General features: G+C 62.5%; 24 protein-coding genes and 3 tRNA genes. 12 read left to right on the top strand and 15 right to left on the bottom strand.

From position 1 onward, the window contains the following. Positions 1-131: 131 nt before the first annotated feature. The 6 genes from clpX to CAG11_RS24775 form a co-directional block, all read right to left on the bottom strand. Positions 132-1415, bottom strand: coding sequence for an ATP-dependent Clp protease ATP-binding subunit ClpX (gene clpX / locus CAG11_RS24800; protein ID WP_085598439.1), 1284 nt, complete (start codon positions 1413-1415; stop codon positions 132-134). A gap of 106 nt (positions 1416-1521) precedes the next feature. Then, a complete protein-coding gene (gene clpP / locus CAG11_RS24795; RefSeq protein WP_016965272.1) occupies positions 1522-2163 on the bottom strand; it encodes an ATP-dependent Clp endopeptidase proteolytic subunit ClpP in 642 nt (213 codons plus the stop codon). Between the two features lie 92 nt (positions 2164-2255). Next, entirely contained in the window at positions 2256-3566 is a 1311-nt protein-coding gene (tig, locus tag CAG11_RS24790; RefSeq protein ID WP_031320173.1) for a trigger factor, read from the bottom strand. Positions 3567-3968: 402 nt separating this feature from the next. After that, positions 3969-4053, bottom strand: a tRNA-Leu gene (locus CAG11_RS24785). 55 nt (positions 4054-4108) lie between these two features. Further along, positions 4109-4184: transfer RNA gene (locus CAG11_RS24780), tRNA-His, on the bottom strand. A gap of 32 nt (positions 4185-4216) precedes the next feature. Further along, positions 4217-4293: transfer RNA gene (locus CAG11_RS24775), tRNA-Arg, on the bottom strand. A gap of 279 nt (positions 4294-4572) precedes the next feature. Here CAG11_RS24775 and folD point away from each other — a divergent pair. Next, complete coding sequence (gene folD, locus CAG11_RS24770; RefSeq protein ID WP_022639734.1) at positions 4573-5427, top strand: bifunctional methylenetetrahydrofolate dehydrogenase/methenyltetrahydrofolate cyclohydrolase FolD; 855 nt, start codon at positions 4573-4575, stop codon at positions 5425-5427. Between the two features lie 288 nt (positions 5428-5715). Beyond that, positions 5716-6654 (top strand): D-alanyl-D-alanine endopeptidase, encoded by a 939-nt coding sequence (pbpG, locus tag CAG11_RS24765; protein WP_085598437.1) that lies wholly within the window; start codon positions 5716-5718, stop codon positions 6652-6654. A 58-nt stretch (positions 6655-6712) separates the two neighbouring features. Here the strand turns inward: pbpG and CAG11_RS24760 are convergent, their stop codons facing one another. After that, positions 6713-7384, bottom strand: coding sequence for a peptidase C39 family protein (locus tag CAG11_RS24760; protein ID WP_085598633.1), 672 nt, complete (start codon positions 7382-7384; stop codon positions 6713-6715). Positions 7385-7607: 223 nt separating this feature from the next. Here CAG11_RS24760 and CAG11_RS33860 point away from each other — a divergent pair, with 223 nt between their 5' ends. Next, positions 7608-7769: a hypothetical protein gene (locus CAG11_RS33860; protein WP_177409173.1), complete on the top strand. Its 162-nt coding sequence runs from the start codon at positions 7608-7610 to the stop codon at positions 7767-7769. A 79-nt stretch (positions 7770-7848) separates the two neighbouring features. Here the strand turns inward: CAG11_RS33860 and CAG11_RS24755 are convergent, their stop codons facing one another. Beyond that, on the bottom strand, positions 7849-8595 hold the full coding sequence (locus tag CAG11_RS24755) for a TerC family protein (protein ID WP_085598434.1): 747 nt from the start codon (positions 8593-8595) through the stop codon (positions 7849-7851). Between the two features lie 30 nt (positions 8596-8625). Continuing rightward, positions 8626-8874 carry a hypothetical protein gene (locus CAG11_RS24750; RefSeq protein WP_085598433.1) on the bottom strand — a complete coding sequence of 83 codons (249 nt, stop codon included), beginning with the start codon at positions 8872-8874 and terminating at the stop codon, positions 8626-8628. A gap of 132 nt (positions 8875-9006) precedes the next feature. On the opposite strand from CAG11_RS24750, the gene nhaR reads away from it, so the two are divergent. Further along, positions 9007-9912 carry a transcriptional activator NhaR gene (gene nhaR, locus CAG11_RS24745; RefSeq protein ID WP_085598431.1) on the top strand — a complete coding sequence of 302 codons (906 nt, stop codon included), beginning with the start codon at positions 9007-9009 and terminating at the stop codon, positions 9910-9912. Between the two features lie 3 nt (positions 9913-9915). Here nhaR and CAG11_RS24740 read toward each other — a convergent pair whose 3' ends face one another. Next, a complete protein-coding gene (locus CAG11_RS24740) occupies positions 9916-11076 on the bottom strand; it encodes an MFS transporter (protein WP_085598430.1) in 1161 nt (386 codons plus the stop codon). Between the two features lie 346 nt (positions 11077-11422). Between CAG11_RS24740 and sstT the strand changes: the two genes are divergently transcribed. Continuing rightward, positions 11423-12655, top strand: coding sequence for a serine/threonine transporter SstT (sstT, locus tag CAG11_RS24735; protein WP_085598428.1), 1233 nt, complete (start codon positions 11423-11425; stop codon positions 12653-12655). A gap of 78 nt (positions 12656-12733) precedes the next feature. Here the strand turns inward: sstT and CAG11_RS24730 are convergent, their stop codons facing one another. Continuing rightward, positions 12734-13243: a DUF1993 family protein gene (locus CAG11_RS24730; protein WP_085598426.1), complete on the bottom strand. Its 510-nt coding sequence runs from the start codon at positions 13241-13243 to the stop codon at positions 12734-12736. A 42-nt stretch (positions 13244-13285) separates the two neighbouring features. After that, entirely contained in the window at positions 13286-14341 is a 1056-nt protein-coding gene (locus tag CAG11_RS24725) for an AraC family transcriptional regulator (protein WP_085598425.1), read from the bottom strand. Between the two features lie 161 nt (positions 14342-14502). On the opposite strand from CAG11_RS24725, the gene CAG11_RS24720 reads away from it, so the two are divergent. Further along, positions 14503-17016, top strand: a complete 2514-nt coding sequence (locus CAG11_RS24720) for an alpha/beta hydrolase fold domain-containing protein (RefSeq protein ID WP_085598423.1) — start codon at positions 14503-14505, stop codon at positions 17014-17016. 208 nt (positions 17017-17224) lie between these two features. Then, a complete protein-coding gene (locus CAG11_RS24715; protein WP_085598421.1) occupies positions 17225-17875 on the top strand; it encodes a YceH family protein in 651 nt (216 codons plus the stop codon). A gap of 56 nt (positions 17876-17931) precedes the next feature. Here the strand turns inward: CAG11_RS24715 and CAG11_RS24710 are convergent, their stop codons facing one another. Then, positions 17932-18750: a shikimate 5-dehydrogenase gene (locus tag CAG11_RS24710; protein ID WP_085598631.1), complete on the bottom strand. Its 819-nt coding sequence runs from the start codon at positions 18748-18750 to the stop codon at positions 17932-17934. Positions 18751-19003: 253 nt separating this feature from the next. On the opposite strand from CAG11_RS24710, the gene CAG11_RS24705 reads away from it, so the two are divergent. From CAG11_RS24705 to CAG11_RS24695, 3 genes are all read left to right on the top strand, one after another. Continuing rightward, entirely contained in the window at positions 19004-19360 is a 357-nt protein-coding gene (locus CAG11_RS24705) for a hypothetical protein (RefSeq protein ID WP_022639747.1), read from the top strand. Positions 19361-19611: 251 nt separating this feature from the next. Further along, positions 19612-19806 (top strand): hypothetical protein, encoded by a 195-nt coding sequence (locus tag CAG11_RS24700; RefSeq protein ID WP_022639748.1) that lies wholly within the window; start codon positions 19612-19614, stop codon positions 19804-19806. A 118-nt stretch (positions 19807-19924) separates the two neighbouring features. Continuing rightward, positions 19925-20107 (top strand): hypothetical protein, encoded by a 183-nt coding sequence (locus CAG11_RS24695; protein ID WP_085598419.1) that lies wholly within the window; start codon positions 19925-19927, stop codon positions 20105-20107. Between the two features lie 54 nt (positions 20108-20161). Here CAG11_RS24695 and CAG11_RS24690 read toward each other — a convergent pair whose 3' ends face one another. After that, complete coding sequence (locus CAG11_RS24690; RefSeq protein WP_085598417.1) at positions 20162-21229, bottom strand: AI-2E family transporter; 1068 nt, start codon at positions 21227-21229, stop codon at positions 20162-20164. Between the two features lie 156 nt (positions 21230-21385). On the opposite strand from CAG11_RS24690, the gene yegQ reads away from it, so the two are divergent. Next, the gene (yegQ, locus tag CAG11_RS24685; protein WP_085598415.1) at positions 21386-22711 is read left to right on the top strand and encodes a tRNA 5-hydroxyuridine modification protein YegQ; all 1326 of its coding nucleotides are present in this window, start codon (positions 21386-21388) and stop codon (positions 22709-22711) included. 335 nt (positions 22712-23046) lie between these two features. Next, positions 23047-24060, top strand: a complete 1014-nt coding sequence (locus CAG11_RS24680; RefSeq protein ID WP_085598413.1) for a LysR family transcriptional regulator — start codon at positions 23047-23049, stop codon at positions 24058-24060. Here the strand turns inward: CAG11_RS24680 and CAG11_RS24675 are convergent. Further along, a complete protein-coding gene (locus CAG11_RS24675) occupies positions 24004-24288 on the bottom strand; it encodes an SDR family oxidoreductase (protein ID WP_256579911.1) in 285 nt (94 codons plus the stop codon). The genes CAG11_RS24680 and CAG11_RS24675 overlap by 57 nt on opposite strands. Between the last annotated feature and the right edge of the window lie 42 nt (positions 24289-24330).

Genomic DNA, 24330 nt, shown 5'->3' with positions numbered 1-24330 from the left:
AACAGGTGGAAGTAAGCGTGAAACCAAGATGGGGGCTGCCTGAAAAAAAAACAAGCTCAAAGACAGCGTTTCAAAGACGCTAAAAACAAAGGGGCCCGAAGGCCCCTTCTTTCACTCAAACAGCCCGAAGCTTACGCGTCGGGAGCTGCCTTGGCAGCCGGCTCACTGTTTTCATAGATGAACAGTGGCTGGGACTTGCCTTCAATAACGCTTTCGTCGATCACTACTTTACTCACCTCGGACTGCGAGGGGATCTCGTACATAGTGTCGAGCAGTACGCCTTCGAGAATCGAGCGCAGACCACGGGCGCCAGTCTTGCGTTCCAGAGCCCGCTTGGCCACGGCCTTCAGTGCGTCGGCACGGAACTCCAGGTCGACACCTTCCATCTCGAACAGCTTGCCGTATTGCTTGGTCAAGGCGTTCTTCGGTTCGGTGAGAATCTGGATCAGCGCAGCTTCATCCAGCTCGTCCAGGGTTGCCAGGACCGGCAGGCGGCCCACGAACTCTGGAATCAGCCCGAACTTGACCAGATCATCAGGCTCGACTTCACGCAGGGACTCGCCAACCTTCTTGCCCTCTTCCTTGCTGCGAACTTCGGCGTTGAAGCCGATGCCGCCGCGAGTGGAGCGGTTCTGGATGACCTTCTCCAAGCCGGAGAACGCACCACCACAGATGAACAGGATGTTGCGGGTGTCGACCTGCAGGAACTCCTGCTGGGGATGCTTGCGGCCACCTTGGGGCGGAACCGAGGCAACCGTGCCTTCGATCAGCTTCAACAACGCCTGCTGCACACCTTCGCCGGAAACATCCCGAGTAATCGAAGGGTTGTCGGACTTGCGGGAAATCTTGTCGATTTCGTCGATGTAGACAATGCCCATCTGGGCTTTCTCCACATCGTAGTCGCACTTCTGCAGCAGCTTCTGAATGATGTTCTCGACGTCCTCACCCACGTAGCCGGCTTCGGTCAGGGTGGTAGCGTCGGCAATGGTGAAAGGCACGTTCAACAGGCGCGCCAGGGTTTCGGCCAACAGTGTTTTACCCGAACCTGTAGGGCCGATCAGCAAGATGTTGCTCTTGCCGAGCTCGACATCGTCACTTTTCTTGTCACGCTGGTTCAGGCGCTTGTAGTGGTTGTACACCGCTACCGCCAGAACCTTCTTCGCACGCTCCTGACCAATCACATACTGATCAAGGATGCCGCTGATTTCTTTAGGCGAAGGCAATTTATGCGCGCTGCTCTCGGCCTGTGCCTCCTGCACCTCCTCACGGATGATGTCATTGCACAGGTCGACGCACTCGTCGCAGATAAAGACCGAGGGGCCGGCAATCAATTTGCGTACTTCATGCTGGCTTTTGCCACAGAAGGAGCAATAAAGCAGTTTGCCGTTGTCCTCGCCGTTGCGGGTGTCAGTCATTCGATCGATCCAAATCCGATAGGCTTGCAACACAAGATGAAGGCAATTGCGGGCTTTTTCAAGTCCGCAGGCGGCCGGTCAAACCAGCCACCTACATTCAAGTTGCTTAGGCGGGCATTTGACGCTTGTTGATCACGGAGTCGATCAGGCCGTACTCCGCCGCGCGCTCGGCGCTCATGAAGTTGTCGCGCTCGGTGTCACGCTCAATGGTTTCCAGGCTCTGACCAGTGTGGTGGGCCAGCAGCGAGTTCAGGCGCGAACGGATGTGCAGGATTTCCTTGGCATGGATGTCGATATCCGACGCCTGACCTTGGAAACCGCCGAGCGGTTGGTGGATCATCATGCGCGAGTTCGGCAGGCAGTGACGCTTGCCAGCCGCTCCACCTGCAAGCAGGAATGCGCCCATGCTGCATGCCTGGCCGATGCAAATGGTGGAAACATCAGGCTTGATGAACTGCATGGTGTCGTAGATCGACATGCCGGCGGTCACCGAACCACCTGGCGAGTTGATGTACAGATGGATGTCCTTGTCCGGGTTTTCGGCTTCAAGGAAAAGCAGCTGTGCCGCAACCAGGTTGGCCATGTAGTCCTCTACCGGGCCAATCAGGAAGATCACTCGCTCCTTGAGGAGGCGCGAGTAGATGTCGTAGGCACGCTCGCCACGGGCGGACTGCTCGATAACCATCGGGACCAGACCACCTGCGGCCTGAATGTCAGAGCTCTGCTGATAATAAGAATTGCGGGACATGTCCTGCAGTCACTCCCAAATAGTCATGTCTTGAATACGCATAAGCCAGCACGAAGGCTGGCTTATGGTGTGTGCTTCGAACGAAAATAGGATCAGTCGGCTTGAGGTGCTTCTACCGGCTTGACCGCTTCTTCGTAAGAGACCGATTTGTCGGTCACGCTAGCTTTCTGCAGAACAGTATCCACAACTTGTTCTTCCAGCACAACCGAACGCACTTCGTTCAGTTGCTGCTCGTTCTTGTAGTACCAGGACACGACTTGCTCTGGCTCCTGGTAGGCCGAAGCCATTTCCTGGATCAGTTCACGAACGCGTGCTTCGTCAGGCTTGAGGTCGAATTGCTTGACCACTTCAGCAACGATCAGGCCCAGCACTACGCGGCGCTTGGCTTGCTCTTCGAACAGCTCGGCTGGCAGCTGGTCCGGCTTGATGTTGCCACCGAACTGCTGAACAGCCTGAACGCGCAGACGGTTGACTTCGTTATCCAGCAGAGCCTTCGGTACTTCGATCGGGTTGGCGGCCAGCAGACCGTCCATGACCTGGTTCTTCACCTTCGACTTGATGGCCTGACGCAGTTCACGCTCCATGTTCTTGCGAACTTCGGCACGGAAACCATCCAGGCCAGCTTCCTTGATACCGAATTGAGCGAAGAACTCTTCGGTCAGTTCAGGCAGCTTGGGCTCGGAAACGCTGTTGACGGTAACGGTGAACTCGGCAGCCTTGTTGGCCAGGTCCAGGTTCTGGTAGTTCTCGGGGAAGGTCAGGTTCAGAACGCGCTCTTCACCAGCCTTGGCGCCAACCAGACCATCTTCGAAGCCCGGGATCATGCGACCGGAACCCAGGACCAGCTGAGTGCCCTTGGCCGAACCGCCAGCGAAGGCTTCGCCGTCAATCTTGCCAACGAAATCAATGTTCAGCTGGTCATCGTTCTGGGCAGCACGGTCGGCCACTTCGAAACGAACGTTCTGCTTGCGCAGGATTTCCAGCATGTTGTCCAGATCGGCATCAGCCACTTCGGCGCTCAGGCGCTCGACAGCGATACCTTCGAAACCAGCAACGGTGAACTCCGGGAACACTTCGAAAGTGGCAACGTATTCCAGGTCCTTGCCTTTCTCCAGCACCTTGGGCTCGACCGAAGGAGCGCCAGCCGGGTTCAGCTTCTGCTCGACAACAGCTTCGTAGAAGGAAGCCTGGATCACATCACCAACTGCTTCTTGACGTGCATCAGCCTCATAACGCTGACGAATCACGCTCATTGGAACCTTGCCAGGACGGAAGCCTGGGATTTTGGCCTTTTGGGCAGTCTGCTGCAGACGCTTGTTGACCTGGCTCTCGATGCGCTCAGCCGGCACGGTGATGCTCATGCGGCGCTCAAGAGCAGAAGTATTTTCAACAGAAACTTGCATGGATATTCCTCGTTGCACAGACGATTAGCCGGCCGTTTTCCGACCCCAGAATCAAGGGCATGCATTCTAGTGGGTCGAACTGAAGAAGTCACCCTACTGAAAACGGGTAAAAAGCGGCCAGCAATGTGAAGACGGGGACAAAGGTTACAGCCCCGCCATGAGAGCAAATACTACGAGCCGAACCAGGACCTCTGCATCAGCCCTTCTATATATAGAAGGAACCTGGCGAGCCCCTCGAACGCACCAGCCAACAGCAGCCATTCGCCGGGAAAACTAGCAAATGCCGCACGGGCATTCACTATCTGGCGCGCCGCGCGCGCGGCGCAACCAAGACCGGAAACGAAAACGGCGCAGACCTTTTCAGGTACTGCGCCGTCATCTGCTATTAACTAGCTACTTTATTGGTGCGGACGAAGAGACTCGAACTCTTACACCTTGCGGCGCTGGAACCTAAATCCAGTGTGTCTACCAATTCCACCACGTCCGCGTAACAAGCTTTTAAAGCAAAGGCGCCAGACTTTTAATCTGGCGCCTTTCGAATATGGGGTGGACGATGGGGATCGAACCCACGACAACAGGAGTCACAATCCTGTGCTCTACCAACTGAGCTACGCCCACCATATTGCGTTACTTGTGCCAAAGCTGCCTAATGGCGCACCCGGCAGGACTCGAACCTGCGACCATCCGCTTAGAAGGCGGATGCTCTATCCAGCTGAGCTACGGGCGCCTTATTAATCTGTATTCTTAGATGACTACAAACTAATTGCTTCAGTCGTTACGAGTTAAACATCAACTCTGCCCGACCTTCTTAACCAGTGCTAGGCTGTGCCCGACAAGTGCGACGAATGTTATAGACGAGCCGTTAGGCCGTCAACTCTTTTTTAAAAAAAATTCATTTAATTAAAGGAGTTAGGGCAATTCACGAACCAAGCGCCTTTGCCCTCTCGTCCCGACATGCGAGAATGCGTTCTCATTTTCTCTCCCTCTCGATGGTTAATCACGCGTCATGACTGCACAACTAATCGACGGCAAAGCGATCGCCGCTAGCCTGCGCCAGCAGATCGCCAAGCGTGTCGCCGAGCGTCGCCAGCAAGGCCTGCGTACTCCTGGTCTTGCGGTGATTCTGGTCGGCAGCGACCCGGCCTCCCAGGTCTATGTCTCGCACAAGCGTAAAGACTGCGAAGAGGTAGGCTTCCTTTCCCAAGCCTACGATCTACCGGCCGATACCACCCAAGAAGCCCTGGCCGGCCTGATCGACCGCCTCAACGATGACCCGAATATCGATGGCGTCCTGCTGCAACTGCCTCTGCCGGAACACCTGGACTCTTCTCTATTGCTGGAGCGCATCCGCCCAGACAAGGACGTGGATGGCTTCCATCCTTATAACGTCGGGCGCCTGGCCCAGCGCATCCCGCTGCTGCGCCCCTGCACCCCCAAGGGCATCATGACCCTGCTGGAGAGCACCGGTGCCGACCTGTACGGCATGGATGCGGTAGTCGTAGGCGCATCCAACATCGTCGGCCGCCCCATGGCCATGGAGTTGTTGCTGGCAGGCTGCACCGTGACCGTGACCCATCGCTTCACCAAGGACCTGGCCGGCCATGTCGGCCGTGCCGACCTGGTGGTCGTGGCCGCCGGCAAGCCGGGCCTGGTCAAGGGCGAATGGATCAAGGAAGGCGCGATCGTCATCGACGTCGGCATCAACCGCCAGGAAGACGGCAAGCTGGTAGGCGACGTGGTGTATGACACCGCCCTGCCCCGCGCCGGCTGGATTACGCCGGTGCCAGGTGGCGTAGGCCCCATGACTCGCGCCTGCCTGCTGGAAAACACCCTGTACGCCGCCGAAACGCTGCACAGCTAAGTTTTCCCGTTCTTGAAAAAGCCCGCCATTGGCGGGCTTTTTCATTCCGTAAATGCACTATTCTCGACGCTCTCATCGCCAGCGGCTCTCAAGGCTCCCGTCCCTGGCGCCAGGGACCGGCCAGACACTACCGTTCAGCAAAAACTTGGGTTTTTTCTTGGTTTTTAAGGGCTTTCGCCTGACTGCTGAAGAGCAATCGACAGTTCTTCAGCCATACTCATAAAATGTAACGTTTTTCCAAGAAAGCCCGTTGCAAGACGGCGTATCCATCCTATCGAGTCCACCAGCGTGAAAATTCGTCTCTCCATCCTCAGCTTGTTGTTTGCTGTGTCCGGTACCCTGGTCGCGCACAGCGTCGGCGCCACCGAAACCACCGCGGCGCCAAGAGACACTTCACAATTGCACATCGCCTCCGGCAGCGCCCTGCTGCTGGACCTGCAGACCAACAAAGTCATCTATTCAAGCAACCCGGACGTCGTGGTGCCCATCGCCTCGGTCACCAAACTCATGACCGCCATGGTGGTGCTGGACGCCAAGCAGCCCATGAACGAATACATTTCCGTCAATATCAGCGATACCCCGGAAATGAAAGGCGTGTTCTCCCGAGTCAAGCTCAATAGCGAACTCAGCCGCCATGAAATGCTCCTGATCACCCTGATGTCCTCGGAAAACCGCGCCGCCGCCAGCCTGGCCCACCATTATCCGGGTGGTTACGCCGCCTTCATCGCCGCGATGAACGCCAAGGCCAAGTCCCTGGGCATGACCCACACCCGCTACGTGGAGCCCACCGGCCTGTCGATCCATAACGTGTCCACCGCCCGCGACCTGAGCAAGCTGCTGCTGGCCGCACGCAAATACCCGCTGCTCAGCGAACTGAGCACCACCAAGGAAAAGACCGTGGCATTCCGCAAGCCCAACTACACCCTGGGCTTTCGCAATACCGACCATCTGGTGAACAAGGAAAAATGGGACATCAAGATCACCAAGACCGGCTTCACCAACCAGGCCGGTCATTGCCTGGTGCTGGTGACCAGCATGGGCAATCGTCCGGTGGCCCTGGTGATTCTCGATGCCTTCGGCAAGTACACCCACTTCGCCGATGCCAGCCGGATCCGCAACTGGGTAGAGACCGGCAAGAGTGGCTCGGTGCCGGATGTGGCCCTGCGCTACAAGGCCGAGAAGAACCTCAAGAGCCGGCAGGTGGGAGCCACCCAGGCCTCCCACTGATCCGCAGCTCTCTCCTGCAATAACGGCGCCCTCGGGCGCCGTTGTCGTTACTGAAGACTCAACGTTTATCGAGGGCCTTGCCGGCCCTGGCGGCTGCCTGCTCCTGGCCGACCTGGGCCAGTTCATTGACCGCCTTCAGCCAACGCTGGCGATCGACCCCCGCCGGCAGTTGCTCGGGAGCCTGGATCAGCACCGCGAAGCTACCGGCATCCTTCCAGGCTGACTCGAACTCGCCGAATTCCATCAACTGCCGACGCAACTTGGCACCGCGCAACAACACCGTCTGCTTGTCCCGGTTGTAACCCGCCAGCACCGCATAACGCGGCTCGGTCCAGAACTTGCCTTCGGTAAAACGTACCAGCACTGGATAACCCGCAGCCACCTGGGTCAGCAGGGCCGCCAGGTTATCGTCCAGGGGGTAGACCACCATGCCGTATTCCCGGGCCAGCTTCTGCATGTTCTGCTGCAACTGGGCCTCGGCTCCCGGCAAATGCAGGGGCTTGTCCAGCAACCCCGGGGTGATCACGATGCCCTGCTGCGACAGCATGCTGGCCAAGGCCCCCGGCCCGCTCTGGTACATCTCGCCACGGAAGAACGGCACGCTGCTCAGTTCCACCCGCTCAGGCAGGCGCTTGAACTGCGGCTGCACGCTGCCGGCACAACCGACCAGGCCCAGGACACAGGCGCCGGCCAGCAGCGCCACTCGAAATCGAGGAAATACCCGCACCATCATCGCTCTCTATATCTGCTGCCGGGCGACCCGCTCCCGGCTGGGGCCCTGATCATAGGGCTCTCGCGAGCAGGGGTATAGCGCCGGAGGGCAGTTAATTTAAAACCATAGAGCGAACTGTTCGAAGACTCTCGACTATTGGTCAATAGCTTGAAACACAGAGGCTACTAGACTGTCGATTAGTAAGAGTGTGTGCCCCACAAGGGCACGAAAGGAGGCACTTATGAGCCTGACGACAACGATCCTGATGCTGGTCCTGGGCTGGCTGGCCGTAGCCGGCGCCATGCTCTGGGGCGTGTTGCGCATCACCCGGCGCCATCACCATCCACGGCAACCCGCCGCCCCCGTGCAAAAGACCGATCGCCGCCCCGCCACCGTCCATTGACTGACCACAAGCCCAGAAACCAAGCGGCCGCCCGACTCCAGGGAGTCAAGGCGGCTGCGGGGCATGCCTGCCGTCCAGGTCAGGCCTGGGCCTGGCGCTTCTGCCGGGCCCGGCGGGCCAGCATGTTCAGGCACTCGATGGCAGCCGAGAACGCCATCGCCGCATAGACATAGCCCTTGGGCACGTGGGCACCGAAACCTTCGGCGATCAGGGTCATGCCGATCATGATCAAGAAGCCCAGCGCCAGCATCACCACGGTCGGGTTGTCGTTGATGAACTTGGCCAGCGGCTCGGCGGCCAGCAGCATCACCAATACCGAGACCACTACGGCGATGATCATGATCGGCAGGTGCTCGGTCATGCCCACGGCGGTAATGATGCTGTCGATGGAGAACACCATGTCCAGCAGCAGGATCTGGCCGATCGCCGCGGCGAAACCGATGGCCACGCTGGGCGTCTCGGGCTTGGCCTCTTCAGGCTTGGAATCCATGCTGTGATGGATTTCCGTCGTGGCTTTCCATACCAGGAACAGGCCGCCGGCGATCAGGATCATGTCCTTCCAGGAGAAGCTCTGCCCCATCACCTCGATCACAGGCTCGGTGAGCTGGACAATGAACGCCACCGTGCTGAGCAAGGCCAGGCGCATGAACAGGGCCATGCCGATACCCAGCCGCCGCGCCTTGGCCCGATGCTGTTCCGGCAACTTGTTGGTGAGGATGGAAATGAAGATCAGGTTATCGATGCCAAGCACGATCTCCATCACCACCAGGGTAGCTAAGGCGACCCAGGCGGTAGGGCTGGCGGCAAGTTGTAAAAGGTAATCCATGGGGCAATCCTGACTCGGTTGAATGAAAGATCAGATTTCCTGGGACGATTCGGCCTGCTTGGCGTCCTTATCCTGGTCTTTTTCCTTGCCGACGACACCGCGGGTGGCATCGCTCAGGGCCTGTTCCGCCGCCTTGTGAGTGTCGTCGATGGCTTGCTTGGCCGCTTGCGCCGTTTTGTCCAGCACTTGCTGGGCACTCTTCTGCGCCTGATCACAGCCCGCCAGGGTCAGCATAGATAGGGCCAGCACCGTGACCGCGCCCAGGTTCTTCAATGACATGCTCTTTCCTCGATAGAACGGCAGGACCAAGGGGTGGCCCGTCGATGGCGTGGCATTCTAAGGAGCGCAATACTTCAGGAAAATTCGTATTTTCAGCAGTTATACTTCGATTTTTACGAATATAGGCCAGCCATGCTCAACTACCGCCAACTGCACTACTTCTGGGTCGTGGCCAAGACCGGCAGCATCGTCCGCGCCTGCGAGCAACTGAACCTGACGCCCCAGACCATCAGCGGGCAGATCACCTTGCTGGAGCAGACCTATGGCGTGGAGCTGTTTCGCCGGGTCGGGCGCCAGCTGGAACTGACCGAGGCCGGGCGCCAGACGCTGCCCTACGCCGAGCAGATGTTCCAGCTCGGCGGCGAACTGGAGGCCATGCTCCGGGCCCGCCCCGATGAACAGCAGATCCAGTTCCGCGTGGGAGTGGCGGATGTGGTGCCCAAGTCCATCGTCTACCGGCTGATCGCCCCGACCATGGAGCTGAGCGAGCCGATCCGCCTCACCTGCCGCGAAGACAAACTGGAACGCCTGCTCGCCGACCTGGCCATCCAGCGCCTGGACCTGGTGATTTCCGATAGCCCCATGCCAAGCCACCTGGATATCAAGGGCTACAGCCAGAAGCTGGGGGAATGCGGGATCAGTTTCTTCGCGACTGAGCAGTTGGCGCGCCTGCATGGCGCCGACTTTCCCCGTGGCCTGCACGGGGCACCACTGCTGATTCCCGGACAGGAAACCGTGGTCCGCAGCCGCTTGCTACGCTGGTTCGCCGAGCAGCAACTGCAGCCGCGGATCATCGGGGAGTTCGACGACAGCGCCCTGATGCAGGCCTTCGGCCAGTCCGGGAGCGGTATTTTCATCGCCCCCAGCGTGATCGCCGATGAGGTGCGCCGACAATATGGCGTGCAGCTGATTGGCCAGACCGACGCCGTGGCCGAGTCGTTCTATGCCATTTCCGTGGAGCGCAAGGTCAAGCACCCCGGCATCGTGGCCATCACCGAAGGGGCGCGACGCGAATTGTTCACGCCCCTGGGCCACTGAACCTCAGGAAGCGCAGGCCTGGGGAGCGGCCTCCACCTTCATCAGCAGCACCGCCAGGAAGATGGACAGCAGGATGAAACCAGCCGCCGTGAACCCCAGGTGGCCCAGGCCAAAGGTATCGATCACCCGGCCGCCGACCATTGCCCCCAGGCCCACGCCGACGTTGGCCCCGGCGATGTTCAGCGAGGCGGCGAACGCCGGTGCCTGCGGGGCGGCTTTCATCATCCGCACATGGCTGACCAGGAACATCGCCGCCTGGGTCATGCCCCAGATTCCCATGGCCGCCGCCAGCCCCAGGGTCGAGTGAATGCTCGGCACCAGGGCCACCATGCCGCCCATCATCAAGGCACAGAACACCATCGAGGCGATCAGCGGATGGCGGTCCACTACCCGGCCTCCCAGGGAGTTGCCGATCAGCCCTACCGCGCCGAAGCCCATCAGGCACCAGCCCACCAGGGTGCCGTTGAAGCCGGCCAGGCGCTCGAGGATATCCGCCAGGTAGGTATAGGCGGTGAACATGCCACTGAACACCAGGATCGACAGCAGCACATGCCCGAGCATCAGCGGATTGCGCAGGATGCGAAACTGCGAGCCCAGGCTGGCCTGTTCGTCATGCACCGCAGTCTTGGGCAAGTAGAGGAACAAGAGCAGTGCCTTGGCAAAGGCCACCAGGGCGAGGATGGCGAACGCGCTGCGCCAGCCGAAGACGTCGGCGATCAGGGTGCCCACCGGAATCCCGAATACCGTGGCGCAGACGATGCCGAAACCGATCTTGGAGATGGCGCGCCCGGCATCGTCCGGTCCGACGATATCCACCGCGGTTTCACTGGCCAGGGCCCAGAACACCGGCAACCCGAGGGCCGGCACCAGCCGGGCGAAGGCCATCACCCAGATGTTCGGCGCCAGGGCCGCCACGGTATTGGACAGGCCGAACAGCACCAGCACGATGATGAACAGCTGCTTGCGCGGGAAACGTGCGAAGTAGGCGGTCAGGAACGGGCCGAACGCGGCGACGGTGAACGCGAACAGGGTCACCAGCAAGCCGGCCTGGGACACGCTGACCTGCAAGTCGCGGGCGATCGCCGGCAACAGGCCGACGATCACGAACTCCGTGGTCAGGATGGTGAAGCCCGCGGCCGATAACAGCAGGATGGGAAACAGCATGAAAACTCCAGCGACGACGAATGACAGCGAGGCCCGAAGGGCGCGCTGAGCGGATAGGAAAAAAGGGATGGCGAATACTAACAGACCGGGTCCGGGTCAAGGCAACCTCAAGCTGTTATCCCGGCTGCCGACAAGTGGCAGATCGTCACATCGGCACGGGAAGCCGGGCCTGCTGTGCTAAAGTCCGCTCCCTGCCCCAAACGGACACCGGGCAAGCGCCTGCCACGTGATCGACCCGAGCGTCCGTTGCTTTCCGACCGCAGCCTTGTGTCGCGGTTCAGTCCCGAGGCAGCGCCCTGCGGGACCGCCAATACGCACTGCACATTAAAAAAACAGAGATACCTTCATGAGCGCTTCACCTCCCTCTTTCCTGCAATCCCTCAAACGCCTGAGCCTGGTGACCCAGATCGTCATCGGCCTGATTGCCGGCATCGCCCTGGCACTGCTGGCGCCCGAGGCGGCCAAGTCCACCGCCTTCATCGGCAAGGTGTTCGTCTCGGCGCTCAAGGCCGTGGCGCCAATCCTGGTATTCGTGCTGGTCATGGCGTCGATCGCCAACCACAAGCATGGCCAGGAAACCCACATCCGGCCGATCCTGGTGCTCTACCTGCTGGGCACCTTCGCCGCCGCGGTGGTGGCCGTGATCGCCAGCAGCCTGTTCCCGTCGTCCCTGGTGCTGGTCACCCATGACGTGGCCGTCAGTGCCCCGGGCGGTATCAGCGAAGTCCTGCAAAGCCTGCTGCTGAGCGTGGTGGACAACCCGGTCAGCGCGCTGATGAACGCCAACTTCATCGGCATCCTGGCCTGGGCCATCGGCATGGGCGTGGCCATCCGCCATGCCGGGGAAGCCACCCGCAACGTGCTCGACGACCTGTCCAGCGGCGTGACCCTGATCGTGCGGGTGGTGATCCGCTTCGCGCCCCTGGGGATCTTCGGCCTGGTGGCCTCGACCCTGGCCACTTCCGGCTTCGATGCCCTGCTCGGCTACCTGCACCTGCTGGCTGTGCTGATCGGCTGCATGCTGTTCGTGGCGCTGGTGATGAACCCACTGATCGTCTACTGGAAGATCCGCCGCAACCCCTTCCCCCTGGTACTGACCTGCCTGCGCGAAAGCGGTATCACGGCCTTCTTCACCCGCAGCTCGGCAGCCAACATCCCGGTCAACCTGGAACTGAGCAAGCGCCTGGGCCTGCATGAAGACACCTACTCGGTGTCCATTCCCCTGGGCGCCACCATCAACATGGCTGGCGCTGCGATCACCATCACCGTGCTGACCCTGGCCGCCGTGCACACCCTGGGCATCGCCGTGGACCTGCCCACCGCCGTGCTGCTGAGCGTGGTCGCGGCCATCTGCGCCTGCGGTGCGTCCGGCGTCGCCGGCGGTTCGCTGCTGCTGATTCCGCTGGCCTGCAGCCTGTTCGGCATCCCCAGCGAAATCGCCATGCAAGTGGTGGCCGTGGGCTTCATCATCGGCGTCCTGCAGGACTCGGCGGAAACCGCGCTGAACTCCTCCACCGACGTGCTCTTCACCGCTGCGGCCTGCATGGCCCAGGAAGACAAGGGCCAGGCATCCGCCTGATTGCGCCCCATTGAAAAAGCCCGGCCAGGTTGACCCTGGCCGGGCTTTTTCATGCCTGCAACACAGTCGGGAGCGGGATCAGAAGGCGCCCATGTAGTCACGCTTGCCCACTTCCACGCCGTTGTGGCGCAGGATGGCGTAGGTGGTGGTGACGTGGAAGAAGAACTGCGGCAGGCCGTAGCTCAGCAGGTAGGACTGGCCGCTGAAGCGCTTCTCTTTCGGAGTACCCGGGCGGGTGACGATCTCGATGCCTTCCTTGCCGTCGACCTGGGCCGGCTGGATGGTGTCGAGGAAGGCCAGGACCTTGGCCAGCAGCGCCTGGAGCTCGGCGAAGGTGGTTTCGCTGTCCTCGTACTTGGGCAGCTCGATCTCGGCCAGGCGCGAGGAGACGCCCTTGGCGAAGTCCACGGCGATCTGTACCTGGCGCACCAGCGGGAACATATCCGGATACAAACGCGCCTGGAGCAAGGCCGCAGGCTCGATGTTCTTCGCCGTGGCATGGGCCTCGGCCTTGTGCAACACATCGCTCAGGGCCGTGAGCATCTGCTTGAAAACAGGAACGGAAGCGGCGTACAGGGAAATGGTCATGACAGTCTCGATCAACGGTGATGGGAATACAGCGCGCGCGGATTATAGCCCCAGGCCGTGACCCGGTGCGTCCTGCGCAATGCTCTGGCGGTAGACGCTGGGGGCCACGCCGAACCAGCGCTTGAAGCTCTGGGAAAAACTCGACAGGTCGCTGAAGCCCAAACGCTCGGCGATCTGGCCCAGGCTCAAGGCGGGATTGGCCAGCAGCTCCAGCGCCCGGGCCCCGCGCTGTTCGGCCAGCAACTGGCGATAGCTGGTGCCCTCCTCCTGCAAACGCCGCTTCAGAGTGCGCACGCTGGTGTGAATCAGGCGGGCCATGCCCGGCAAGTCCGGTACGCTGCCGGGGGGCTGCGCGTCCAGTTGCAGGCGCACCTGCGCGGCGCTGCCCTGGGACGCCTGCCGACGCTCCAGCAACTGCGCGCACATCTGCTCGCACATCGATACCGTGACCGGATTGGCCTGGGGCAAGGGACGCTGGAGCAAGCGCCGGTCGAACACCAGGGCATGATGGGCCGCACGAAATTCCGGGACCAGGCCGAAAATCCGCCGGGCCTCATCCACGCCATGCTGCACCGACGGAGCACCACGGCGGGTCAGCCGCAGCAGGCGAAAATCCTGGCCGACGATTTCCTTCATCAATACCGCCGCCGCGGCCATGTCCCGCTCCAGCAGGAAAGTCCGCACCCGAGCGTCCGCCACCGCCGGCTCGCCAAAGGTCAGCACCCCAAGGCCGGGTTCCTGGTGATAGCCGATAGAGGCGAAGGCATAGGTCAGGGGCAGGAAACGCAGGGCCAGGCGCAGGGCATCGGCCGGGGTCGCGCTGCTGATCAAGCCATAACCGAACAAACCATAGGTGGAAAAGTGATAGCGCAAGCCCACTTCATGGCCCAGCCCCGGCGGATGCCCCAGCAAGGCCAGCAAGTTGCCCACCAGTCGCAACTCCTGGGCCGCCGACAACAGGCTGTTGGGGTCCTGCAATTGCTCCAGGGACAGCCCCGAGCCGGCCAGCAGGCGCGTCTGCGCCAGATCCCGCTCAAGACCGAAGTTCACCAGCAACAGGGCGCTGGAGGGTCCGCGGGTGAATGACTGAATGTTCATGGGTCAGCTCATCGCAGCATGCTTTGGCCCAAATACTAAAGTACTTGTCCCCTTCCAGCATGGGGTCGGCGCTCGATTGCCTGCATGCTTGCTCCACCAGGCTCGTAGTCTCCCCTCGGGAAGTGGCCACATCCCACCACAACAATAACAACGAGGTCGTCATGCCAGCATCCACCACTGCTTCGAACTCCGCACCCGACGCCAGCCAGCCCCTGGAGGCCATCATCATCGGCGCCGGCTTCGGTGGCCTGGGCATGGGCATCGCCCTGCGCAAGGCCGGGGCCAGCCGCTTCGTCATTCTGGAGAAAGGCCAGGACGTCGGCGGAGTCTGGCGCGACAACAGCTATCCCGGGGCCGCCTGCGACGTGCCCTCGCACCTCTACTCGTTTTCCTTCGAGCCCAATCCCCACTGGTCCCGGACCTTCGCCCCCCAGGCGGAAATCCACGCCTACCTGCAGCACTGCGCCAAAAGCCATGGCCTGGAACCGTTCATCCGGTTCGGCGCCGAGGTCCGCCAGGCCAGCTTCGACCAGGAGCTGGGCTGCTGGCAGGTGACCTGCAACGACGGCCAGGTGCTGCTGGCGCGCCTGCTGATCAGCGCCACCGGCCAACTGAGCCGGCCAGTGCTGCCGAAGCTGGCGGGCATGGAGAGCTTCGCCGGCCAGGTATTCCATTCCGCTACCTGGAACCACGACTACTCCCTGGCCGGCAAGCGGGTCGCGGTGATCGGCACCGGAGCCTCGGCGATCCAGTTCGTGCCGCAGGTCGCCGCCCAGGTCGCGGCGCTGAAAGTCTTCCAGCGCTCGCCGGCCTACATCATGGCCAAGGCCGACCGTCCCTACAGTCCCCGGGAAAAACAGCGTTTCGCCCGCTACCCGCTGTGGATGAAGCTGGTGCGCGCCGGCCATTACCTGCACTTCGAGTCCCGCGCCCTGGGTTTCACCCGCTTGCGCGGCCTGATGCGCTGGGCCGTGGGCCGGCCCTTCCAGAAGTTGCTGGAGACTTCGGTGTCCAACCCGCGGCTACGCCGCCAGATGACCCCGGACTATCCCATCGGCTGCAAGCGCATCCTGCTGTCCAACGACTACCTGGCCACCTTCGACCAAGCCCATGTGCAATTGCTGACCCAGGGCATCAAGCGCATCACCGAGCACGGTATCCAGACCCAGGACGGCGAGCAGCACGATGTGGATGCGATCATCTACGGCACCGGCTTCGCAGCCACCGAGTTTCTCTCGCCGATGCGCATCACCGGCCGCAACGGGCTCGATCTGAACCAGGCCTGGCAACAGGGCGCGGCCGCCTACCTGGGACTCAGCGTGCCCGGCTTCCCGAACTTCTTCATGCTCTACGGCCCCAACACCAACCTGGGCCACAACTCCATCATCCATATGCTGGAAAGCCAGATATCCCATGTGCTGAAGGCTCGCCAGGCACTGCTGGCCAGCGGCGCCCGCACCCTGGAAGTGGACGAACGCCCGCACCGGCGCTTCCAGTTGCGGATCCAGCAACGCCTGGCCAATTCGGTATGGAGCGGCTGCAAGAGCTGGTATGTGGATGAGCAAGGTCACAACAGCACCAATTGGCCCGGCTTCACCTTTACCTATCGCTGGCTGGCACGATACGCCGGGCTGGCGGCCTACCAACTGTCCAGCCCGCTGGACCCGGCCTCGCCGGCGAGCGGGCGCAGCATCGCAGCCCCCCGGGACTGGCTGGAGCGGGCCAACGCGGCCTTCCTCAGGCTGTTCCTGCGCTGCACCTTCAGGGCCTTGATCGGCCCGCCACGGGCCCTGGCCAGCCAGCGCAAGCTCGTCGCCGGCATGTCCTGGCTGATGCCGCCAGCCCTGGGAGTCGCTCGGCGGCGCACGCACCTGGGCCAGGTACCGGTGCAGATCATCGAACCCAAGGCCACTGTCGCCAGGGGCACGATCCTCTACCTGCACGGCGGCGCGTTCTGCCTCGGCAGCCCGGACACCCACTACAGCGTCACCAGCCGCCTGGCCAAGGAAAGCGGCTGTGCCATCTGGGTCCCCGACTACCGACTGGCCCCGGAGCACCCTTACCCGGCGGGCCTGGACGACTGCCTGGCCTGCTATGACGCGATCCGCGCCCAGGGTTGTCCGGCCGAACAACTGTTGATCGCCGGCGACTCCGCCGGGGGTGCGCTGGCGTTGGCCCTGGCCCTGGCCTTGAAGAAACGGGGCGACGGCATCGCCGCCGGGCTCATGCTGCTGTCGCCAGTCACCGACCCGACCCTGGCTGGCCCCAGCTTGCAGAGCCGCCAGGGCGTAGATCCGATGATTCGCCGCGACTGGCTGGAACAGGCCCTGCAAGCCTATGGCGCGCCCGATCAAGACCTGTTGCACCGCCCCCTGGAGGCCGAGCTGGACGGCCTGCCACCGATGCTGGTGCAGGTGGGGGACCAGGAGCTGCTGCTGTCCGACTCCTGCCGCCTGGCCGAGCACGCCCGGGCCTGCGGGGTACCTTGCGAGCTGGAAATCCACCACGAGCGCTGGCATGTCTTCCAACTGCAGGCGTTCTACCTGCGCTCGGCCAGGAATGCCCTGCGCAGCCTGGCGCGTTTCGCCCGGGAGCGCCTGGAGCAACCACCAGCAACCGATGCCCGACGGTCACCTGCAACGGCAAAAGCGTCCACGCAAGCACAACCCGGTTGATCGCCAGCGGCCACGCCCTCACGCGGGCGTGGTCCGGCACCCGGTTGCATGCCTGCCACCAAGTTCTGATGGCCAGAAACCGCTTCTGCGGGTAAAACAGAGCCCCTCGAAAGCGGCCGTCATGGCCGTGGATATCCCCAGTGCCCAGCAGGCGTCCTGAGCGGGATATCCACGCGTCTTTCCATCAGTCATCAAGGGAGCAGTACTCATGAGCAGCGAGCACGAAACCTTTCGCGAACCCCTGCGTCTTGGCAGCACGGAAATCCGCATCCTGGGTTCGTTGATCGAAAAACAGGCCACCAATCCGGAAACCTATCCCCTGACCCTCAACGCCCTGGTCATCGCCTGCAACCAGAAGACCAGCCGCGAGCCGGTGATGAACCTGACCCCAGGCCAGGTCGGCCAGAGCCTGCGCACCCTGGAGGCGCAGGGTTTCACTCGCCTGCAGATGGGCAGCCGCGCCGATCGCTGGGAGCAGCGCCTGGAAAAAGCCCTGGAACTGGTACCGGCGCAATTGATCCTCTGTGGCCTGATGTTCCTGCGTGGCCCGCAGACCGTGAACGAACTGCTGACCCGCAGCGGGCGCATGCACGACTTCGAAGACAGCGAGCAGGTCCTGCACCAGCTCGAGCGCCTGGTGGCCCGCGGCCTGGCCTTGCACCTGCCGCGCCAGGCCGGCCAGCGCGAAGACCGCTACACCCACGCCCTGGGTGACCCGGCGGACATCGAGGCGATCCTCGCCGCCCGCGGCAATCCGGTGGAACGCAGCAGCGGCGGCAATGTGTCACTGGAGCGCATCGAAGAACTGGAAGCGCGGATCGCCGCCCTCGAAGAACGCCTGGCCCGCCTGGAAGGCTAGGCCCTGGCCACTGCCGAAGGTTGCGACAATCGCGCGCCTTCGGCTCATCGGCCCCTTCAGCCCCGGGCGAAGGCCACGGCCTGCTGGAACTGCTCTTCGCTCGGGCGTACGCCGGTGTACAGCACGAACTGCTCCAGGGCCTGGATGGCAATCACTTCAAGCCCGGTGATGACCCGCTTGCCCGCAGCCCGCGCCTGTACGATCAATGGCGTCTCGGCCGGTACCGCCACCACATCGAACACAATATCCGCCGCGGCGATGGCTTGGGCCTCGAAGGCCAGTTGCTGCGCCTCGGGCCCGCCGCTCATGCCGATCGGCGTGACGTTGACCAGCATCCGCGGACGCAGGCTGCCCAGCTCCGCCTGCCACTGGTAGCCCAGGGAGCTGGCCAGGGCGCGGCCGGCCACTTCATTGCGGGCCACGATCACGCCATGGGCATAACCGCCGTCGCGCAAGGCACTGGCCACCGCCTTGGCCATGCCACCGCTGCCGCGCAGGACGAAGGTGCAATCCTTGGGCACGGCATGGGCCGCCAGCAACTGCGCCACGGCAATGTAGTCGGTGTTGTAGGCCTTCAAATGACCGTTGGTGTTGACGATGGTGTTGATCGAGGCAATGGCCCGGGCCGAGTCGTCCAGCTCGTCCACCAGGGCGATGCAGTCTTCCTTGAACGGCATGGAGACGCCGCAGCCACGGATACCCAGGGCCCGGATCCCACCGACCGCACCCGGCAGGTCCTGGCTGCTGAAGGCCTTGTAGTAGAAGTTCAGCCCCAGTTGCTCATACAGGTGATTGTGAAAGCGCAGGCCGAAGTTCCCCGGACGCCCGGACAACGACATGCACAACTGGGTGTCTTTATTGGGGTTCATTTGCATCTTCATCTCCTCGCTTGGCACTTTCGGATAGACGGGATTGGTCGGCCAGCCGCTTGTGCCCGATCATATCGGCGCTTGTTCAAAGGGCTCCAGCCGTCCAGGGATAACGGTAAAGAGACCGGTACAGACCTTACACAACATTTACTCAGCGACTGTGCAGATTTTGCGATAACCGCTGTCCTAGAAGTATCCCCGCGTCAGTTCTTGAGTCTGGTGCAGACCATAAACGCAGGGGTTGAACCGAGGAAAAACCATGATCTCCAAAATCCCCAAGATAGCCCTGCTCATTGGTGCACTCGCTGTCGCCGGCCAGGCATCCGCCCATGGCGGTGGCTGGGCCGGGCCCGCCGCGCTGGGTGCGGTCGTCGGCGCCGCCGTCGTGGGTTCGGTGATCGCCAACCAGGATCGCCCGGTCTACGTGCAACAGGCCCCGGTGTATGTGCAACCAGCCCCGGTGTACGCCGCCCCACCGCCCCCTCCGGTCTACTACCAGCCGGCACCGGTCTATGTGCAACAGCCGATCTACTATCGCCCGGCACCGGTCTACTACGGGCCACCCCGTGGCTACTACGGCCATCCTCATTACTACTACGGCCCTGGCCGCTGGTAAGCCAACCCAGGTTCCCGAAACAGGCCCCGCCCTCCAAGGCGGGGCCTGTTGCATTCCGGCTCCAGCCGAATGTCTGAATAATTCTGCAGAATGTCGTGACTGGAACAGTACTTGCGTTTAAATCCGGCAATAGTGTGCCGATCCCAAGGAAGCCCCGGGCGAAATGGGATGGTCATGTTTGTGTCATCCAAGGGCTGCAAGATCGATTCAGTCCGATCGCCCCCAGGCCCATAACAACAAGGACGCTCCCCATGCCTACGCAAAATCCGCACCGCGTTGCCGGCCTCTGCACCTCCAGCCGGGTGTATGACGCCCTGACCGAGCTCAAGCACCTGGAGGGCCATCGCAACGCCAAGTTCCTGTCCCTGCTGACCCAGAACCTGGTGCGCAAGGGCCTGCTCAACGAGCATGAGGTGCTGCAGATGCTCGACCAGGTCGTGGACTGATCCCGCGCGCACCGTGGGTGAATATCCTGCCCAGCCATCGATGTCCATTATCGATCCGGGTGATTTTTCGTAGCACTGGACACTTTGTAAGGTAACCGCTCCCATAGAGGAGCTTTCCATGCCCAAGGTCCAGATCATGTCCGTCATCGGCAGCGCCGTCCCCGCCCCACTGCGGGAATCGGGCTTGCTCGCCTGCTGGTACCTGGTCCGCGATGGCGAGACCGTCAGCGGCCCCCTGGCTTCATTAACCGCTGCCCAGGCCCTTTCCCGGCAACTGGATCGCCAGCCGGTGCACGCCTAGCTGCCTGAACGTTGACCGCAAGCGCGATGTCCCGAAGCTCCGGCACCAGGCCGTTCAGGGCAAGGGCAAGCGCGCCCGCGGCCGGGTCTCGACGAACAGCCCCCAGCTGGACAGGAACAACGCGGCGATCAACGGGCCGATGACGAAGCCATTGAGGCCGAAGATCGCCAGGCCGCCAAGGGTCGAGACCAGGATCAGGTAATCCGGCATCCGGGTGTCCTTGCCCACCAGGATCGGTCGCAGCAGGTTGTCCACCAGGCCGATCACCAGTACCCCGAACAAGCCCAGCACCACGCCCTGCCAGATTGCCCCGCTGAGCAGGAAGTACACCGCCACCGGCCCCCAGACCAGTCCCGCACCCACTGCCGGCAACAGCGACAGAAAGGCCATCAGCACCGCCCACAGCAATACGCTGGGAATATCGAGGAACCAGAAGATCAACCCGCCCAGGGCGCCCTGGGTCACCGCCACCAGCACATTGCCCTTGACCGTGGCCCGCACCACCCGGGTGAACTTCAATTGCAGGCGCCGCTTCTGGTATTCCGCCAGCGGTACCGCGGCGCGGATCTTGCGCACCAGCTCCGGGCCATCGCGCAGGAAGAAGAACAGCAGGTAGAGCATGACGGAGAAACCCACCAGGAACTCGAAGGTGCCCTGGCCGAAACTGAACGCCTGGGTCGCCAGGTAATGGCTGCCCTGCATCGCCCCCTTGGCCACCTTTTCCTGCAGGCCCTGGAGCTCCCCCAGGCCGAAGCGGTCCAGCAAGCCCTGGACAGGCGGCGGCAAGCGATGCTTGAACAGCTCCAGGTAGCCGGCGATGTCCAGTTGCCCGCTCTCGATCTTGCGATACAACTCGGCGCCTTCCTGGACCAACAGCACGCTGATGGCGATCACCGGCAGGATGGCGATCACCAGGCAAATGCCCAGGGTGCACAGCGAGCACAGGTTGCGCCTGCCCCCGAGGCGCAGCAGCAGGCGGCGCTGCAACGGTGCGAAGAGAATGCCGAGGATCACCGCCCAGAACAGCGCGCCGTAGAACGGCAGCAAGATCCAGATGAAGGCCACACTGACCAATGCCAGCAACAGCAGCAGGCTCTTGTTTTGCAGGTTGTTCTGATTCATGTCCGGTCCAGGTCGGTCAACGCCGGTTGGCGTCCTGGGATTTAGTCCACCGTCGCGTCGCCAAGTGCCGTTTTTTCTCTAGCGGATATAGATCCAGGTCAATGAATGCCCGCGGGCGCTGCCTTACCCTCGCGACCTTTTGCGACCGACAGCCCCATGACGCTCCTCGCCAAACCCGAACTCCTGGCCCCAGCCGGCACCCTGAAGAACATGCGCTACGCCTTCGCCTATGGCGCCGACGCGGTGTATGCCGGACAACCGCGCTATAGCCTGCGGGTGCGCAACAACGAATTCGACCACGCCAACCTGGCCCTCGGCATCCGCGAGGCCCAGGCCCAGGGCAAGCGCTTCTACGTGGTGGTCAACATCGCCCCGCACAACGCCAAGCTCAAGACCTTCCTCAAGGACCTGGCACCGGTGATCGAAATGGCCCCCGACGCGCTGATCATGTCCGACCCGGGGCTGATCATGCTGGTACGCCGGCACTTCCCGGCCATGCCGATCCACTTGTCGGTGCAGGCCAATACGGTGAACTGGGCCAGCGTCGAGTTCTGGCAGCAGCAGGGCCTGAGCCGGATCATCCTGTCCCGGGAGCTGTCGCTGGAGGAAATCGAGGAAATCCGCCAGCAGGTGCCGGCCATGGAGCTGGAGGTCTTCGTCCACGGCGCCCTGTGCATGGCCTATTCCGGGCGCTGCCTGCTCTCGGGCTACATGAACAAGCGCGACGCCAACCAGGGCACCTGCACCAACGCCTGCCGCTGGAAATACAAGGCCGAGCAAGCCACCGAAAACGACCTCGGGGAGATCGTCCAGACCTTCGAACCCGAGCCGACCCTGGGCCTGGGCGCCCCCACCGACCAGGTGTTCCTGCTCCAGGAAGCCAATCGTCCGGACGAGCAGATGCCGGCCTTCGAGGACGAGCACGGCACCTACATCATGAACGCCAAGGATCTGCGGGCGGTGCAGCACGTGGAGCGCCTGACACGCATGGGCGTGCACTCGCTGAAGATCGAGGGCCGGACCAAGTCCCACTTCTACTGCGCCCGTACCACCCAGGTCTATCGCCGGGCCATCGACGACGCCGCAGCCGGGCGCGAGTTCGACCGCAGCCTGATGAACGACCTGGAATCCCTGGCCCAGCGCGGCTACACCGAGGGCTTCCTGCGCCGCCACGTGCATGACGAATACCAGAACTACCAGAACGGCAGCTCGGTGTCGGAGCGCCAGCAGTTCGTCGGCGAGCTCACCGGGCTGCGCCGCGACCGCCTGGCCGAGGTCAAGGTGAAGAACCGCTTCGCCCTGGGCGACCACATGGAGCTGATGACGCCCAAGGGCAACTTCCACTTCGACCTGCATGAGCTGCACAACGCCCAGGGCCAGGCCATCGAAGTGGCCCCGGGCGACGGCCATACCGTGTACCTGCCGATTCCCGACCAGGTGGACCTGCGCTTCGGCCTGCTGATGCGCGATATCGGCGCCTGAGGCACGACGCCCTCACCCTTCTCCCCTGTCCGAGCACCGTCCGGCGTGAACCACGCCGGATGCGGACATCCCCTGCGGTCCTGCCCAGGACCCGTCACGAAAGCCTGGTAAGCCTGATCGACAACGGTCTGCGGCCGCTGCCCGGATATCGTTGATATCAGGCCTGTCGCTGCCGGCAAACGCCCGCAGCGACAGGCCTGGCTGCCCCGGCCCACGCGGCTGGGAGAATAGGCGGGACGTTATACTTTTCGGCCGCGAAAGCAGACCGCGTTCGCGAAAAAGCAGCTCCTGCAGTAGCAGAATTACAACGATAAATACAAAGGAATGTCTTGATTATGTCCGACTCCAATCTGCATCGGCTTGCCAGCCAATTCTCTCCCAGACCCATGGAAAACCGCCTGGAACTGCGCCATCTGCGCTACTTCAAGGCGGTGGCCGAAGAGCTGAGCTTCACCCGTGCGGCGCAGAAGTTGCACATGGCGCAACCCCCGCTGAGCCAACAGATCAAGCAGCTGGAAGAAGATCTCGGCGCCCTGCTGTTCGAGCGCCAGAGCCGGCCGCTACGCCTGACCGAGGCCGGCGGACAATTCCTGCTCAAGGTCCGGGCCATCCTCGATGCCGTGCAGTCCAGCGTCAGGGAGATCCGCGGCCTGGCCGAAGGCCATACCGGGCGCCTGTCCATCGGCTTCGCCGGCTCGGTGATGTACAACCGGCTGCCGGAAGTGCTGGGGCTGTTCCAGCAGTGCTACCCGGAGGTGGAACTGTCGTTCAAGGAACTGCTGGCGGCGGACATCGCCCCGGCGCTGCTGGAGCATCACATCGACATGGGCTTCGCCCGGCCCCCGATCGATGACGACCCGGCGATCGAGCAGCGCTTGCTGCTCAAGGAACCGCTGGTGGTGGCGCTCCCGGCCCGGCATCGCCTGGCCGGGCGCAAGCACCTGGAACTCAAGGACCTGGATAACGAGAAGACCGTTCTCTATCCGCGTTATCCGCTGCCGAGCCTGACCGACCGGATCCTGTCCCACCTCGAACCGCTGGGGATCAAGTTACGCATCGTGCAACAGATCGAGAACCTGCAAGCCGCCCTGGGCCTGACCAGGGCCGGAGTGGGGCTGACCTTCGTGCCCCAGAGCGTCGGCGCCGAGCAACGCCAGGGCATCGTGTTCCTGCGGATTCGCGGCAACCCGCTGCATTCCCCCCTGAGCGCCGCCTGGCTGCCGGCCTCCAACTCGGTGGCCCTGCGCAACTTCCTGCCCCTGCTCGGCCTGTTGGGAGAAGACCCCCAGGCCCTACCTGCCCCCGGCAACCGGGATAATGGCCCCGGTGACATAGCTCGCCGCGGCTGAGGCCAACCAGCACACGCAGTCGGCCACCTCCTCCGGCAATCCTGCCCTGCCTGCGGGCACTCCCGTGGACATCTCAGACAACCGCTCGGGTTTTCCGGCTGCGGCGTGCAACCCTGTCTCGATCAAGCCTGGAGCCACGGCATTGACCCTGATTCCTTCGTCGGCGACTTCCTTGGCCAAGCCCCGGGTCAAGCTGTCGATGGCCCCTTTCGTCGCGGCGTAGTGGATCCACTCCCCGCCCCCGCCCAGTTCGGCGGCCCGGGACGACAG

The organism is Pseudomonas sp. B6(2017) (genome assembly GCF_002112765.1).
Lineage (GTDB): Bacteria > Pseudomonadota > Gammaproteobacteria > Pseudomonadales > Pseudomonadaceae > Aquipseudomonas > Aquipseudomonas piscis.
The sequence above is the reverse complement of the archived record's forward strand: the minus strand, read 5'-3'. Positions and strand labels throughout refer to the sequence as shown.

Bases quoted from the DNA above. Each gene is read 5' to 3' on its own strand.
- clpX (WP_085598439.1), bottom strand. From the start codon at position 1,415: ATGACTGACACCCGCAACGGCGAGGACAACGGCAAACTGCTTTATTGC.
- clpP (WP_016965272.1), bottom strand. From the start codon at position 2,163: ATGTCCCGCAATTCTTATTATCAGCAGAGCTCTGACATTCAGGCCGCA.
- tig (WP_031320173.1), bottom strand. From the start codon at position 3,566: ATGCAAGTTTCTGTTGAAAATACTTCTGCTCTTGAGCGCCGCATGAGC.
- folD (WP_022639734.1), top strand. From the start codon at position 4,573: ATGACTGCACAACTAATCGACGGCAAAGCGATCGCCGCTAGCCTGCGC.
- CAG11_RS24760 (WP_085598633.1), bottom strand. From the start codon at position 7,384: ATGGTGCGGGTATTTCCTCGATTTCGAGTGGCGCTGCTGGCCGGCGCC.
- CAG11_RS33860 (WP_177409173.1), top strand. From the start codon at position 7,608: ATGAGCCTGACGACAACGATCCTGATGCTGGTCCTGGGCTGGCTGGCC.
- CAG11_RS24755 (WP_085598434.1), bottom strand. From the start codon at position 8,595: ATGGATTACCTTTTACAACTTGCCGCCAGCCCTACCGCCTGGGTCGCC.
- CAG11_RS24750 (WP_085598433.1), bottom strand. From the start codon at position 8,874: ATGTCATTGAAGAACCTGGGCGCGGTCACGGTGCTGGCCCTATCTATG.
- nhaR (WP_085598431.1), top strand. From the start codon at position 9,007: ATGCTCAACTACCGCCAACTGCACTACTTCTGGGTCGTGGCCAAGACC.
- CAG11_RS24740 (WP_085598430.1), bottom strand. From the start codon at position 11,076: ATGCTGTTTCCCATCCTGCTGTTATCGGCCGCGGGCTTCACCATCCTG.
- sstT (WP_085598428.1), top strand. From the start codon at position 11,423: ATGAGCGCTTCACCTCCCTCTTTCCTGCAATCCCTCAAACGCCTGAGC.
- CAG11_RS24730 (WP_085598426.1), bottom strand. From the start codon at position 13,243: ATGACCATTTCCCTGTACGCCGCTTCCGTTCCTGTTTTCAAGCAGATG.
- CAG11_RS24725 (WP_085598425.1), bottom strand. From the start codon at position 14,341: ATGAACATTCAGTCATTCACCCGCGGACCCTCCAGCGCCCTGTTGCTG.
- CAG11_RS24720 (WP_085598423.1), top strand. From the start codon at position 14,503: ATGCCAGCATCCACCACTGCTTCGAACTCCGCACCCGACGCCAGCCAG.
- CAG11_RS24715 (WP_085598421.1), top strand. From the start codon at position 17,225: ATGAGCAGCGAGCACGAAACCTTTCGCGAACCCCTGCGTCTTGGCAGC.
- CAG11_RS24710 (WP_085598631.1), bottom strand. From the start codon at position 18,750: ATGCAAATGAACCCCAATAAAGACACCCAGTTGTGCATGTCGTTGTCC.
- CAG11_RS24705 (WP_022639747.1), top strand. From the start codon at position 19,004: ATGATCTCCAAAATCCCCAAGATAGCCCTGCTCATTGGTGCACTCGCT.
- CAG11_RS24700 (WP_022639748.1), top strand. From the start codon at position 19,612: ATGCCTACGCAAAATCCGCACCGCGTTGCCGGCCTCTGCACCTCCAGC.
- CAG11_RS24695 (WP_085598419.1), top strand. From the start codon at position 19,925: ATGCCCAAGGTCCAGATCATGTCCGTCATCGGCAGCGCCGTCCCCGCC.
- CAG11_RS24690 (WP_085598417.1), bottom strand. From the start codon at position 21,229: ATGAATCAGAACAACCTGCAAAACAAGAGCCTGCTGCTGTTGCTGGCA.
- yegQ (WP_085598415.1), top strand. From the start codon at position 21,386: ATGACGCTCCTCGCCAAACCCGAACTCCTGGCCCCAGCCGGCACCCTG.
- CAG11_RS24680 (WP_085598413.1), top strand. From the start codon at position 23,047: ATGTCCGACTCCAATCTGCATCGGCTTGCCAGCCAATTCTCTCCCAGA.